The 15,039-nt window shown below is 37.9% G+C and carries 8 protein-coding genes; 3 read left to right on the forward strand and 5 right to left on the reverse strand.

The window, feature by feature from the left end:
• Positions 1-329 precede the first annotated feature (329 nt).
• From BW964_RS18435 to BW964_RS18455, 5 genes are read right to left on the reverse strand one after another with little or no spacing between them, the layout of a single operon-like run.
• A complete protein-coding gene (locus tag BW964_RS18435) occupies positions 330-773 on the reverse strand; it encodes a hotdog family protein (RefSeq protein WP_076509418.1) in 444 nt (147 codons plus the stop codon).
• A gap of 5 nt (positions 774-778) precedes the next feature.
• Positions 779-1,210 (reverse strand): hotdog family protein, encoded by a 432-nt coding sequence (locus tag BW964_RS18440; protein ID WP_076509420.1) that lies wholly within the window; start codon positions 1,208-1,210, stop codon positions 779-781.
• Positions 1,210-2,349 (reverse strand): dialkylresorcinol biosynthesis protein DarB, encoded by a 1,140-nt coding sequence (locus BW964_RS18445; RefSeq protein ID WP_076509424.1) that lies wholly within the window; start codon positions 2,347-2,349, stop codon positions 1,210-1,212. Before BW964_RS18445 ends, BW964_RS18440 begins: the two co-directional genes overlap by 1 nt.
• A gap of 1 nt (position 2,350) precedes the next feature.
• Positions 2,351-3,265, reverse strand: coding sequence for a hypothetical protein (locus BW964_RS18450; protein ID WP_076509426.1), 915 nt, complete (start codon positions 3,263-3,265; stop codon positions 2,351-2,353).
• 43 nt (positions 3,266-3,308) lie between these two features.
• On the reverse strand, positions 3,309-6,962 hold the full coding sequence (locus BW964_RS18455) for an MMPL family transporter (RefSeq protein WP_076509428.1): 3,654 nt from the start codon (positions 6,960-6,962) through the stop codon (positions 3,309-3,311).
• Positions 6,963-7,297: 335 nt separating this feature from the next.
• Between BW964_RS18455 and BW964_RS18460 the strand changes: the two genes are divergently transcribed.
• From BW964_RS18460 to topA, 3 genes are all read left to right on the forward strand, one after another.
• Positions 7,298-8,437: an EpsG family protein gene (locus tag BW964_RS18460; RefSeq protein WP_076509431.1), complete on the forward strand. Its 1,140-nt coding sequence runs from the start codon at positions 7,298-7,300 to the stop codon at positions 8,435-8,437.
• A gap of 279 nt (positions 8,438-8,716) precedes the next feature.
• Positions 8,717-12,151, forward strand: coding sequence for a T9SS type A sorting domain-containing protein (locus tag BW964_RS18465; RefSeq protein WP_084176016.1), 3,435 nt, complete (start codon positions 8,717-8,719; stop codon positions 12,149-12,151).
• 274 nt (positions 12,152-12,425) lie between these two features.
• On the forward strand, positions 12,426-14,984 hold the full coding sequence (topA, locus tag BW964_RS18470; protein WP_076509433.1) for a type I DNA topoisomerase: 2,559 nt from the start codon (positions 12,426-12,428) through the stop codon (positions 14,982-14,984).
• The last annotated feature ends 55 nt before the right edge of the window (positions 14,985-15,039 follow it).

Consider the following 15,039-nt stretch of genomic DNA (forward strand, 5'->3'; position numbering starts at 1 on the left):
TGGTTAAGAACATAGAACCAATCTTTTCGCAAATAGCCACATCAATAGTTCGTTTGGTGTTTAGCGTTCAACATCCGATCCGGCTTTTGCCAAAACCTACATTAACCTGAGTATGGGATAAAGTCTTTATTTTAATGATATGAGGTGAGAAACTACTCGGATATCAGCAGTCCTGTATCCTTGTCAAGGTTCTGAACCTTGACAAGGATAAAAATTAGTAATTCCCATCCCTTGTTCTTATCTGAACTTAGATTAAATTTAGCACTGATGTAGCAAAAAAAAAACCGCACGATAATCGTACGGTTCTATATTTTCACTAAAATGGAGTATTAAGATTTCACTTCCTGAATAAACAGATTGATCTCTGCTCTGATCAGTAATTCATCATGATTAAAGGTCTCACAAAAAATAGTACAGATATTTTCGTACTGAGAGATCAGAGAGGCTTTTGAGATGATCTTATCGCCTGTTTTTGGAAGACCAAATAATTTGATCTTTTTGATGTTGGTAATAAAACCGATCACTTTGGTGTCTGCTTCAGGATTTTCGAAAAAACTCTGCCCTAGAATCGAAGAACAGGTTTGAGCCAGGTTTTCAATAAGTCCGGCTTCTACAAATTCTCCGTTGTGGACAAAGATATTATCTTCTTTGATTTCAAAGGAAGTCACAACTTTTTCTTTGGTCAATTCCAGAATATAGTCTGCCATCAGCATCGGTTCACGGTGCGGCAGAAAGTGATGTATATTGATGAGGTGGTCTTCCTTGATTTCCATTACAGTTATTTTACAGCAGTTTTCATTTGGGATTTTGCAATGATGGTGCCATTCAGTTTTGTTACCACGTCTACCAGCGTTACTCCCATTACTTCATTCAGAATCGTTACTTCTGATATCAGACGGTCTCCTGTTTCAGGAAGAGTGGTGACCTCGAAAGATTTAATGGCGCCAATATATCCGGTGGGCGCATCTTTCCCCAAGAGATAATACTTGTAGCCGGTATGTAAAGCAACACTCTGCGCCTGATGTTCAACAAGCCCGGAGGCCTGGAAAATTCTGTCCTGAATAAAGATATTGTCTTCTTTAATTTCAAATCCGGACATCAGGTTTTCATCAGTGTATTCCATCAGCTCCTGAACCATAACAAATGGGAAGCGCTGAGGAATAAGGCTTTCAACAAAATCTTTGTCAGAGGTTGGTAATTGATGCTCCATTAGCAAACTGTTAATAGGGCACATGAATAGGCAAATCTTCCGCTTTCAGGGACACACAGCAATACTTGCTCTCCTTTTTTCAGCGTTCCTGAATTCATGAGTTCTTCCAATGCGATAAAAATAGAGCCGGCCCCTATATTTCCTACTTCAGAAAGGTTATAGAACCATTTTTCTGCAGGGAAATCCATGCCTTTTTTAGCAAATTCTTCTTTAAGGCCATCTTTAAAATAACCTGAAGAAATATGGGCCAGAACATGGTCAATCTTTTCAGGATCTAAATTATGTTTGTCAAAAGAAGATCTTAAGCTTTCAGCTCCTTTTACCAGAATATATTTGTCCAGGATTTTGGTGTCCTGCTTGATCGCAAAGATGGATTGCTTCAGCCATTCATCGGAAGGATAATCTGCCCATGATTTCAGGCTTCCATCTTCCAGTTTATCACATCCTGCATACATACAGGCTTCAATCTCGTGAGCGTAAGAATAAAAATCAATGAAATCTATTCTTAAAGAAATTCCATTTTCTCTCGGTTTATTTTGAAGAAGGAACGATCCCGCGCCGTCAGAAAGCATCCATCTCAGAAATTCTCTCTTGAAAGCAACGATAGGTCTTTCCTCTAATACTTTTAAATTTTCAGCTTCATGGTTGAATTTATCAGCTGTCATCCATGCAGACATTCTTTCTGATCCTGCACATACCGCATTTTCGTTCACACCAGCTTTTACAGAAAGGAATCCGTAGTTCAGGGCATTCATTCCGGAATTACACAGACCTGTAGCTGTATTAATTTCGATAGATTTGCCGATATTCAGTTCACCATGAACCATAGAAGCGTGTGAAGGCTGCATCTGATCCGGAGAAGTAGTTCCTACGGATAAGAGTTTCATATCTTCTTTTTTGAAATTTTCATCGAATAGTCCTTCTACAGCTTTGGCAGTCAGCTGTGCATTGGTATGAGTAGGATTTCCTTCTTTATCCAAAGCATAGTATCTTGTTGTGATCTTGTTATTTCTTAAAATCAATGATTTTGCTTTAGAAGGAGCGTCATTTATCAGACCAAGATAAGTCTCCATTTCATCATTTGATACCGGATTATTAGGTAAATATGTTGATGCTTTTGTTATAAATACGTCGTACATTCTATTTTAAATTAATTCCTTGTAAATATGTTTTTTGTTTTTGTCTTTTAAACCAAAATATGGGGGTTGTCAGTAAGTGTAAAACTAAGACGACAGGTGAGATAATCCATATCGCGGCCATCAAATATACCTTAAAGAATTTTATCAGCAATGGGCGCTTCTCTTTTTTCTTGATAATCAGATTAGACCACACTGTGAAGATCTTGTTGCCTACTTTTTCTACTCTTACCAAAAAAGGACGAATCTCTACCGCTCCGTTTTGTATCAGTTCTGGCTGAAGGCCAGAAAGATTTCCGTTGCGGAGATGTTTTTCTATAACAGTACCATATTTTGCAGCTCCCGAAATTTCTTCATCTGAGATCCCGGCCGCAGGAAGAATTCCTGATTTTTCTTTCTGTCCTGTAGTCAGCCAGCGCAGGATGGTGAGTACACTTGTATAATTGTCGTGCCTGTCTACTAAAGCGATATTTCCTACCAGTTTTGCTCCCAGATCTCTCAAATATACTTTCAGTTTCTCCTGAGAAAGCATCCACATATTTCTGGTTCCGGAGATAGTCACCACATCTGTGCCTTTCATTATTTTTTCCGCAAAACCACTCTTTAAAAAGGAGATGATGGGAATCGAAGGGGTAAGATACCATACCTGATATCCGAATAAGATAAGGTCATACTTTTTACTCAGAATCTCTTCAGAAGGAGGAAAGATCTCTTTCGGGATCTGAAGGTAGGATTCAGGAAAAGTATTGAAGAAAACATCACCCGGCCATGGGAAAGGAAAATCTTCCTTTAACTGGATATTGTAGTAGGTAACGTCATATTCCTCCTTTTTAGATTCAAAAGGTTGGGCCATATTTTTTACAATGTCTTCCAGCTGTCCGGTCTGAGAATAGTAGATTACGAGTATATTCTTTTTCATTAATATTCTTTAGCGTTTACAAAAATATGCTTTTCATATTTATTTAGTGTTTTTTGAATATTTTTATTGCATTTGAATGAAATTCCTGGGTGTAATCCGAATGACTCATTTCTAAAAGAGGAGTATTCAGGAAGATGATTGTTTCGGGAAGCTGATCCATCCTATTAAGGTCAAAGCTAGGATCTGAGACCAAAAGGATATCGATACTCTTATGAATATCAGAAACAGTCTTTATGTAATGCAGTTTTCTTCTTTTTACGAGATAAGTCTGCATAGCAGTTTGTCTTCTTTCCTCGTTTTCAATACATGAAAAAATCCTTCTTTCTGCCTGGTAAAGAGTCAGCAATATATCTTTTTGCCCGAAATCATCTGCCATATGCAGAATAGAGGCGTTTTTAGAAATATGTTTGTTCAATTCAAAATAGACAGATTTGTTGGTGTTAAAATCATCTTTCACTTCCTTTACCACTTCATTATCCTTAAATAAATAGCTAAAGAATAATTTTTTCTTAAAGTAATTTTCATCTTCCAGTTCACTTCTCAGTTCGGCGAATTTCTGCCTGAAATAAGCATTGATTTTTTTTGTTCTTTCCGAATAGTTTTGCCCAAAGCTCAAATCCTCTTTACGGATTCTGTCACCTACTTTCACCGTAATGCTACCGTCGTAGATAATAAAATCACCTTTTGGCAGTACTTCAGAATTCCCGTGAATATACAGTGGAAGAATATCCAATCCAAACTGTTCAGCCAGGTAAAATGCACCTTTATGGAATCTTTTCACATCATTCGTATAAGAACGTTCGGCTTCCGGAAAAACAACCAGAGAATACCCCTGATCTATTTTTTCTTTCAGCTTTTCCATCCCATTCTCTATACCCTGAGATACCGGATAAAATCCCAGAGCTTTGACTAGTTTTCCGAAGACCGGAGACTCATATACCCAATCATTGACCAAATAAATGATTTTATGGGTAGCCATAGCAATGGCCAACGTATCCAGAAATGAAGTATGGTTGGCAATAATCACAGCAGGTTTGCTGAAATCTTCTGATGGATTCCTCATCACTCTTTTTCTTACAAAAGGCGTAATATACAATACTGATGTTAAAAATTTAGCTAAAATTAATTTAATGATATCTAAAGTTTTCCCTTTTGATCTTTTGACAAATACGCTTCCGATCAGGGAAAATATAAACCCTCCCAATCCATAATAAAAGAAGCAGATCATACATCTCAGCAATAATCTGAAAGTAATAGGTGATAACCCTTTCTTTGCCCTGTTGGTGATCAGTAATCTAAACCAGAACGGATATAGGGTAGAGGTAATGATAATCACAGAGAACATTCCGATCAAAGCGACCAGCGCCAGTGAATGTAAAGCAGGATGCTTGGCGAAAATCAAAGAACCAATAGATAATATTGTTGTGAAAACAGCCAGAATAATCGAAGTCCTGTACGTAGGAAGTTCATTTTTTCCTGTTGTATGCTCCTTTTGCATTGCTTTAGTAAGAAAAATACTGAAGTCGTCTCCCACCCCAAAAACCAGTGTGCAGACTACGGTACTGAAAATATTTAATTCCAGTCCCAGGAAATACAGGATTCCAGCTGTTACCACACCAGTGAGAACAATAGGAAACATCGTAAGAACCGTCAACTCAAAATTTCTGAAGAAAACAATAATTGTCAGGACGATAGCCAGAAGAGAATAATTAATCAGAGTACTGAAATCTCTTTTCAGCAGTCCCAAAAAGTTTTCATTCATCTGCTGACGGTCAATGGCCAATACATCATGATTTTTTTCAACATCTTTTATAAAAGCGTCTCTTTTCTTTTCGTCCACTTTTACAACATTGGAGACTGTATAAAATCCCTCTTCATGGCTCAGAAACTCGGAAACTTGTAAAGCTTTTACCTGTTGGTAGTCCTTAAGGTTTAATGGGGTGTAATTTTTATTTAAAACATCATTGAAATTATCGAAAGCACTGGTATTGAATCCAAATTGGTTTCCACTACTGACCATTTCCGAAAGAGTGTTGCTTTTTTTGTCAGCATCCCAGAAGGTATTCCATACTTCAATCCTTTGTTTCTGATCTTTTTCAGAGAGAACGACGTTTCCTAGTGAACTGTAGCTAAGGATCTTTCTGGCTCTTTTTTCTTTCTCCAGAAAATTATTCAGACGCGAATTTCTAGTCAGTGCCTGTTCCTCTGAATTCCCATAAGAAATCGTATAAATAGATTTTGAAGTGATGTCAGACAGCTTCTGCAATTTTGCTTCACTTATTTTTAATTCCTTCGGAATAAAATTCAGAGCGCCGATATCTTCATTGAAACCCACATGTCTGAAACCGAAAAGACAGGCAATGATAATCACCGAACAGCCAATAATCAGAGGTTTGTTTTTCTCATATGGATAAGAACCTATTCTGTCGATAAAATTATCGCTTTGATGTTCTTCTTTCTGTTTTGGCCTGTAGAGCTGAGGTACGATGATGAGTGCGGTAACGGATGATAAAAGGACTGTAATCGCCGCGAAAAGGCCAAGATCTTTCAAAGCTTCAGAGCGAACGAATACCAGACACAAAAAAGAGACTGCGGTCGTGGCACTGCTCAGGACAATCGGTTGGGTAATTTCTTTATAAAGCTCTTCAATATTATTGTTATGCTTATAATGCGTAAGAATATGCAAGGCGTAATCTATTGTGATTCCTATTAAAATAGCCCCTACGCTTAAAGAAATAGCCGAGATTTTGTCTTTGATAAAATAAAGGATCAGCAGAGCCAGTAACACTGAAAATACAGTTGGCAGGAAAACAATAATAGGGGTGAAAAAATTTCTGAAATAATAAATCAACAGGATCAGAAGTACGGTCATAGAGATCATTACGGTATTCTGGATGTCCTTTTTGATTTGTTGTGCATTGGCTACGGCAATGACGGGCGAGCCGAAATAACTCAGTTCCGTTTTTCCTTTGAACTGTCTATTGATCTGGTCTTTGATCTGGTTGAGCTGATTGATAAAGGCTTCATTACCTTTAGTATCGTTACTCTCATTTTTAGGATCAATAAAAAGCAGAAGGTTTTTACCATCTTTCGTGACAATATAGCTGTCTTCAAGTTTGAAGTCTTGGCTGATATTTAAAGCATTTAATTTTTTGATCCCCAAATAGGTAATTCCCAGCGGATCTTTTTTAATGAAATCTTTCATCACAAGACTCGTTGGCGAAACCAATGATACATAATTGTTCTCTATTTGTTTTGAAATACTGTCTTTTTGCAGTTTACGTTCGATTTCCTTATAGTCCTTCTCATCAAGGAAAAGTGGGAGATTCTGGTTGACAAAATCAAAGGTTTCCGAGATCTCACTGTCGTTCACTTTACCCTGAACAGAACCAATATATTTTTTTAAAGGCTCTATTTTCCGTAAAAAAGTGTCAGCGGTTTCTGAAAGCTGAAAAAGGTCTTCGTGGGATTTGTTCTCTATAATGACAATAATTTTATCCGAAAAATTAAGCTGCTTAAGAACTTTTGCCGTAAGGTCAGACTTTTCATTTTTGGGAATTATCTGGTTGATATCCTCTTCAAAGTTAATTTTTGAGGCAAAAAATCCGCATACTACGGCTATTCCCAAAGCAATAATTACAGAAAAAATTCTGTTTTTAGAGATCAGATAATATAAAAATATAAAAAAACGATGCATTACATGGTGAAATCAAGTCTGCAAATTTAATTTTTTCAATATTAGTTCAAAACATTTCAGCGATAAGTTTTGTCTGAAAATCAACAAAATATTCTATGCAGAATGAAAAAATAATTTACTTTTGCAAAAGTTCCCTCTTAAAAAATATATTTTAAACCAATATTATTATTAATGAAATAAGAATCTGTTTTAGATATGTTGAAAAAAAATGATGAAAAAATAAACGGATTTCTATGGACAATAGTATTCCCTTTCCCACTCTATGCCATACCTTATTACAGGTTTAGATCTTTTCTGTGCCAACTGCAACAGCTAAAAAAAAACATTAGACCAGCATGAGTATATTACACCCCTATTTTATAGTTGCAATTGCCTACATGCTTTTTTTCAGTGTACAGGAAGTTTTTGGAAAAAAAGTAGATAAAAAATGGTTTTGGTTTTTAGGAATCTATCTTATTATACTGGTCGGTTTCAGGGATAATGTGGGGCCGGACTATGGAAGTTATCGTGGGCTGTACATTTACTCCGATACCAAAAGTTACACCAGTATCTTTATGAAGATGCTGCATATGGAGGGCCCGGAACAGCTGGATGTAGAGTGGCTGTATACCTTGATTAATAAAATATTGCTAGGCGTTTTCAATGCTCCTTTTTATGCCCTTACCTTAGTGATGGCGATCTGTGCTATCTTTTTTAAGATTGAATATACAGAGGACAATACTTTTTATCCTTTTACCTTTACCTTGTTCATGTTTGTTCCGTACTTTTTTGTAGGGGAAAGTGGACAGATGAGGCAGAATCTTGGAACATTTATTGTTTACTTTGCGATACGGTATATCAAGCAGCGGAAGCTGTGGCATTATCTGTTCTTTATATTTATAGCATCCGGTATACACACGGTGAGCTATTTGTTTCTTCCCATGTACTGGCTGGCACGGGTTCCTTTGAACAAAGCGGCCATGCTGATCCTTATTATCATTTCTATATTTCTTTCACCCTTTGAGGTGTATAGGGCTTTTGGAGATTTCTTAAATGGGATGGCCTCTGATAATGTTTTGGTGGCTGGTCTAAACGGGTATATGGAAGAATCCGTAGAAAGACTGAACGGAGGCTTTGGAATTCCTGAAGCGATGATGATGATCCTGACATTCTTCCTTTTTGTTTTCGACAACAAAATGAAAGAACTGTATCCCTATTATGAATACCATCGGAATTATGCCGTTATTGGAATCTGCTTTTATTTTATATTCAGAAACAATCCGGTGTTCTCATCCAGGCTTGTAGGGGCATTTATTGGTTTTTCGTATGTGCTTATTCCCAATACAATGTATGTAGTCTCAAGTGGGGTCAAAAAAATGATTTATGCTTTTATCATTGCACTTGTTATTTTTAATTTTATAGTTTTCTCTTCTTTTAACAATATTAAAATTGGAAGATTTACAATTGAACTATACAGAAACCATATTCTTCCGTAAGAAAAGATGATTCATTACATCATACTAAAAGACAGCGAAAAAGCTGTCTTTTTTGTTGCGTATACTTTTGGAATCCCCCTGCCAATACGAAATTCCTTAATGCAGTCAATGTACAGATAGAGATCTGTTTAGTTATATATAATATTTTATTAATAATTTATTAATGATATAATTAGTATCTTTGTGAAATATAATTAATGATATTTATAATATCAATGATTTATTGATAATGAAGGCTTGGGAATTGTATATCCAGTAATAGCACACAAGTTCAAGAATATGAAAAATTTAGTTAGAAATTTTGCGGCAATTTTTTGCTTAGTGTCGATTGTTACCTATTCAATGAATAGTAGGGGATTCAATGAAATTCCTTCTTCGTACAGAGATACGGAGAGATTAGTATCTGGAGGGGATACTTTAGTGAGGCAAAATAATAGAGTAGAGGTAGTCCCGGACTGGACAAAGGCCCCTAACAGCTATATTTTTGATCCCAATCAAAGCGGAGAAGGCCTTTTGGTTCCGGTGAGGAAAGCCTACGCTATGTGGAAAGAAGATAAATACATCAAAAATGGTGGAATTCCAGCTGGTCAGGTAACAGCCGATGTATTGTGGGAAGATACCCATGGATTGATCAAATCAGGTCCGGGATATTCACTCGAGATTCTGGATTCTGATCAGAATGCCAAAATAAAAGTACCAGTCAATAAAGCAAAAAAAGGAAATGCTGTTATTGCCTTGAGGGTAAATAACGAGATCTACTGGAGCTGGCATATCTGGGTAACCGATGATCCTACAAAAGGATCTGTTTACAAAAGTTTTGATAATATTACCAGAATGAGAACAGACGGGATTGTTGAGCCAATCCCTGATTCCGATTGGCAGTGGATGGACCGTAACCTGGGAGCCCTGAATAGTTCCATCACTTCTTCAGATTGGAATAGAAGTATTGGCCTGCTATATCAGTGGGGTAGAAAAGATCCGATTCCACCTTTGGTTACAAGAGGGAATGACTTTTACGAAGTGTCCGGATCAGTGGGAAGAGTTAGACACAGAGGAGCGAAAAACTTTAATGGGGCAATAAGCATTGATAATCTGACGAGATTTGTTCCTCTTGCTAGTGCCGAAGTACGCAATAATATTAGAATATCTGTAAAAAATCCCTTAAGTCTTATCTATGTAAATAAAGATGATAACAGTGGTCAGGCGTATTATAATAACAACCTGAATCTTCCTGTCAACTGGTTTGGACGCTCTGCTGCTCTTCCGGACAACAGACTGTCAGAACTCAATCTCTGGTCTGATAATTCCAATGGGATGATCAGTACTGGGTATAATAACGATAGTCAGGCACAGCCTTACAGAGATAAATCCCCTTACGATCCATGTCCGAATGGATGGAGGATACCATCGATGCTCGTGGCTAATTTAGGTTCACAGGCTTATATAGATGATATCAGAATCGATTTTTCTCCTTTCGGTGTCAGAACCAATATGGCTAAAAATGTTTTTGAAGCAAATAAATACCATATTATAAAACCGTCGGATGCAGGAGCTCCTTCATTTATGACGGGGGTTAAGATTTACCCTAATCTTGGGTTTGATCTTTCGGATGTTGGTGGAAATAATATGGGAATTTTTCCCGGCACAGGACAACTGATAAGAAGTGCTCACCTGGGGCAGTATACAGATCAACACCATACTGCGCTATGGACCGCAACGATGGCTAGACACTTTGATGCCTCACCGGCGGTGATCATTAGAGGACTTTATATGATTCCTGATAAAGGCCAGCCTGACATTCCGGATCCGAATTACCCCACTATTAAAGGGCGATATTTCTATATGCCAATGTCGGGAATGTATACGTCAGAAGCCAATGGATGCAGATGCATTAAAGATCCGCTTTATCTCGTGGACCGTTATGATTTTCCTTCCGAATATCTGGCTCCTCCTCTGGAATATAAAGAAGGTATTGATAATTCCAATACATACCAGTCTATTAAAAATACACAGCCCTATACTATACAAATTCCTGTAAGTAAAGCATTTTCGGTGCAGAGTCAACTTTTGAATAATCAGGAAATACTTAATACTTCAAGTTTTAATAATCTAAAAGCAAATGTACTATGGACCACCAATACTGCTTTAATCAACAGAATTTCAGTCGTTAACCCTTCTCCTTCATCACTTCAGGCGATCAGTGAATCCAGAATTTCAGTTGAGATCGCTCCCAATCAGAGTGGCAATGCCGTGGTAACGCTCCATAACGGAAGTATTTCTTCCCCGGTATACTGGAGCTGGCATATCTGGATCACAGATTCTTCTCTGGGATCTTTTAATTATACCACTGAAACTCCCGTAGCGGAAGCTACAAATTATGTAAACTACGTAAGCAAAGCAGACGTTGTGTTTCAGACCGAGTTTATGGATAGGAATCTTGGTGCTGTAGAGGCTTTTCCTATGGTGGCCAATGCTCTTACGCCGACAACGGCAGAGCTGGCGAAAATAAGGGCCGCCACAGGTCTGCATTATCAGTGGGGAAGGAAAGATCCGATTCCTACATTTCAATATGCAGATAATAAGGCTGCTTTCAATGTGTTTTTAGGAACGGCGTCAGACAATGGGGCGATTGCGTACACGACTCTTACGCCTGCTGCATACAACAATATGTCAGGAAGTTATATTATCCCGTTCAATACCTATGCTGCTGCTTCGAATGTGCTGGTAACGGACAGGCCTGCAGATAAAATTGCCAAAGTATTGTCCTATTCGGTAAAGAATCCTCTGGTGTATATGATTCCAAGTTCTTTTGCTCCCTATAACAGTACAATGCCCAATTATACCAACGGAACAGACTGGTTGGCTGATGAGCCTAATCTGGCTCCTGACAGATGGGGCAGAGGAGGCAAAAAATCGCCTTTTGATCCCTGTCCGGAAGGTTGGAGAATTCCAGATCTTACCACTTCAGCATTGATCTCTAATCAGGATTTTGGACAATCGCCCTGGTATAAGAAAGATAAAAATGTAGCCAGTTTTTACAGTGTTTCTGCGGACTATTCAGGATTCAGGGTAAGACATCCTTCAACGACTTCTACTATAGGCTATATGTTTGTAGGCCCATCTTATATAGTAGGGAACTTTCCGGACTCCGGATCAAGAGGATTCAGAAATGTTATAGCGAATCAATCGCCGCAGGGAACATTTAATACAGTGAATTTTCAGTATCCTGGTGTTTGGACCGCATCTATGGCGGCAAATTATCTGGGAAGATCTGTTAATGTTCTTTTTGATGCTGCATCTACAGCCAATCGTTTTATCGCTTTTAATGATAATAATGATCCTTATATGGGGACAAGCTGTCGATGTGTGAGAGTGAAGTATGATGTTACAGGAAACGAAGCGGGGCCAGTTCCGGCTTTGCAGATTACAGCATTGGTTTCAGGTAAACAGGCTGAGGTATTAAGCCGTGCTGAGGTAATAGAAAAGGTAAGCCAAAAAAGCATTTCCTTATTTCCCAACCCGGTAAAAGATATCCTTTATATTAATGCGCCGGAAGAGAAAGGGTACTATTATCAGGTTTATAATATGTCCGGACAAATAGTAAAGAAAGGAAGTTTTGAAAACGGAAAAACAAATCTTTCCACACTTATTTCAGGCATTTATCTGATAAGAATTAATGATTCAGAAAAGCTGGTGAAAATAATCAAGCAGTAGAACTTAAAAAATCAATAACAGAGCAGAATAGTGAACCCTATTCTGCTTTTTTATGACTTGTATATTTTTTACATCTATCAACATTGATGAAAAATTCTATATTATCTATTTTATTACGGTCGGTTTTACCGCTAAAACTTACGGTCTAAAGGACTTGGTCTCCTTAAAAATGCCCTCGGGAACGCGTGTTAAACGCATCCAAATATTAAATTAAAACGTTTTAACAAAAAGTATATAATAAAAAAGCTTTACTTTTGCAAAAAATTTTTTTAGAATGTCGAAAAATTTAGTAATCGTAGAGTCCCCGGCAAAAGCAAAAACTATTCAGAAATATTTAGGGAAGGATTTCGAAGTGAAATCAAGTTTCGGACACATCCGTGATCTTCCAAAAAAAGGAATGGGAATAGACCTTGCCACATTCAGTCCTGATTACGAAGTTTCGGCTGATAAAAAGAAACTGGTAACAGAATTAAAGGCTGCCGTAAAGAAAGCCGAAATGGTTTGGCTTGCTTCCGATGAGGATCGTGAAGGAGAAGCTATTGCCTGGCACCTTGCAGACGAATTAAAATTAAAGCCTGAAAACAGAAAAAGAATTGTTTTCCACGAGATTACTAAAAACGCGATCTTAAAAGCTATCGAAAATCCCAGAGATATTGACCAGAATCTTGTGAATGCCCAGCAGGCAAGAAGAGTTTTGGACAGGATTGTAGGTTTTGAAATGTCTCCGGTTCTTTGGAAAAAAATAAAACCGGGCCTTTCTGCAGGAAGGGTACAGTCTGTAGCCGTAAGATTAATTGTAGAACGAGAAAAAGAAATTCGTGAGTTTGTGCCGAAAGCAAGTTTCAAGCTGGACGGAATATTTTTAAATAAAACAGAGCAGGAAATTTCTGCTAAACTTAAAAAAGACTTCGAAAAAGAAGAAGATGCAGAGAAATTCCTGGAAAAAGCTAAGACTACAGAATTTAAAGTTCTGAATGTTGAAACAAGACCGGGAACGCGTTCAGCATCTGCACCATTTACCACATCCACTTTACAGCAGGAAGCCTCTTCAAGATTAGGATATAATGTGACCAATACCATGCGTCTTGCCCAAAGGCTGTATGAGGAAGGGTATATTACCTACATGAGAACGGACTCCGTGAACCTTTCACAGGAAGCTATTGAAGGCGCAAAAAAGCAGATTACTTCAGAATATGGACCCGAATACTCTTCCCCGAGAAATTACACCACAAAATCTGCTTCTGCACAGGAAGCTCACGAAGCAATTCGTCCCACTGATTTTGCCGTTAAAAGTATTGGTGATGTCCAGCTAAACAGATTATACCAGTTAATATACAAAAGAACACTGGCTTCACAGATGGCTAATGCTAAAATAGAGAAGACCGTGATTGAAATAGGAAATGCATCATTGCCCCAGCATTTTGAAGCACAGGGTGAGGTGATCATCTTCGATGGTTTCCTGAAAGCTTATGGTATTGTAAAGACAGAGGACGATGATGAAGAAAACAATGAGAAGCTTTTGCCTAAAGTAAGGGTAGGTGAAATTTTAAGCTATAAAAAAATAACGGCTTCAGAGAAATTCACAAGACCAAGCGCAAGATATACGGAAGCAGGATTGGTGAAAAAACTGGAAGAACTGGGCATTGGACGTCCATCTACTTATGCACCGACAATCCAGACTATTCAGAACAGAGAATATGTAGACAAGAGAGAAATTGATCCTCAAACTCGTGAGGTAGTCAAAATGTCTCTGATAAAAGATAAAATTAAAAAAGAAGTTCTTGAAGAAAAATTCGGGGGCGACAAAAATAAATTTGTACCGACAGATATCGGTGAAGTGGTAAATGATTTCCTGACGGATAATTTCAAAGAAATTCTGGACTATGGATTTACCGCAAGAGTAGAAGAAAGTTTTGACGAAATTGCCAACGGAGATCAGAAATGGAAAGAAATGATGACCAATTTCTACTCCAAATTCCACCCGAGAATTGAGGATGTAGAAGAAAATGCGGACAGAGCCAATGGTGACAGACTTCTGGGAGTAGATCCTAAAACAGGTAAAAATGTTCATGCAAGAATCGGAAGATTCGGAGCAATGATTCAGATCGGTGAAACAGAAGATGAAGAAAAGCCAATTTTCGCTTCACTGATGTCCGGTCAGAATATTGCAACCATCTCTCTAGCTGAAGCACTGGAGCTTTTCAAGCTTCCATTTGAACTTAATGAATTTGAAGGACAAGGAGTTTCTGTAGGAGTAGGAAGATTCGGACCTTATGTGAAATGGGGTGAAACATTCATCAGTATTCCCAAAGGTGAAGATCCTCTTTCTGTGAGCCAGGCGCGTGCAGAGGAGATCATCAACGAAAAGAAGAAAGCCGACGCACCAATTGCTACCTATAAAGGAGATCCGGTAACCAAAGGAACCGGAAGATTCGGGCCTTTTATCAAATACAAAGACCTGTTTATCAATGTTCCGAAGAAATATAACTTCGATAGCCTTTCCCAAAGTGACATCAACGAATTAATTGATGCCAAGCTGGAAAAAGAAGCAAACCGATACATTCAACAGTGGGAGAAAGAAAAAATATCCATTGAAAACGGAAGATGGGGACCTTTTGTGAAATTCGGAAAAGCAATGTTCAAGATCCCGAAGAAAAAAGACGATACGAAGTATGAAGCTGAAGAGCTGAAGGACGTGTCTCTGGATGAGGTTAAAAAATGGATCACGGATCAGGATAAAAATGCTTTTGTAGAAAAAAAGAAGCCAGCCGCCAAGAAACCGGCTGCCAAGAAAACAACAGCTGCCAAAAAGCCGGCTGCTAAAAAAAAGTAATATAAAATCAATATACAAAGCCGTTAACAATAAATTTTGACGGCTTTTTTTATGA

This window comes from Chryseobacterium shigense (genome assembly GCF_900156575.1).
Taxonomy (GTDB): domain Bacteria; phylum Bacteroidota; class Bacteroidia; order Flavobacteriales; family Weeksellaceae; genus Chryseobacterium; species Chryseobacterium shigense.

Bases quoted from the DNA above. Each gene is read 5' to 3' on its own strand.
- BW964_RS18435 (WP_076509418.1), bottom strand. From the start codon at position 773: ATGGAAATCAAGGAAGACCACCTCATCAATATACATCACTTTCTGCCG.
- BW964_RS18440 (WP_076509420.1), bottom strand. From the start codon at position 1,210: ATGGAGCATCAATTACCAACCTCTGACAAAGATTTTGTTGAAAGCCTT.
- BW964_RS18445 (WP_076509424.1), bottom strand. From the start codon at position 2,349: ATGTACGACGTATTTATAACAAAAGCATCAACATATTTACCTAATAAT.
- BW964_RS18450 (WP_076509426.1), bottom strand. From the start codon at position 3,265: ATGAAAAAGAATATACTCGTAATCTACTATTCTCAGACCGGACAGCTG.
- BW964_RS18455 (WP_076509428.1), bottom strand. From the start codon at position 6,962: ATGCATCGTTTTTTTATATTTTTATATTATCTGATCTCTAAAAACAGA.
- BW964_RS18460 (WP_076509431.1), top strand. From the start codon at position 7,298: ATGAGTATATTACACCCCTATTTTATAGTTGCAATTGCCTACATGCTT.
- BW964_RS18465 (WP_084176016.1), top strand. From the start codon at position 8,717: ATGAAAAATTTAGTTAGAAATTTTGCGGCAATTTTTTGCTTAGTGTCG.
- topA (WP_076509433.1), top strand. From the start codon at position 12,426: ATGTCGAAAAATTTAGTAATCGTAGAGTCCCCGGCAAAAGCAAAAACT.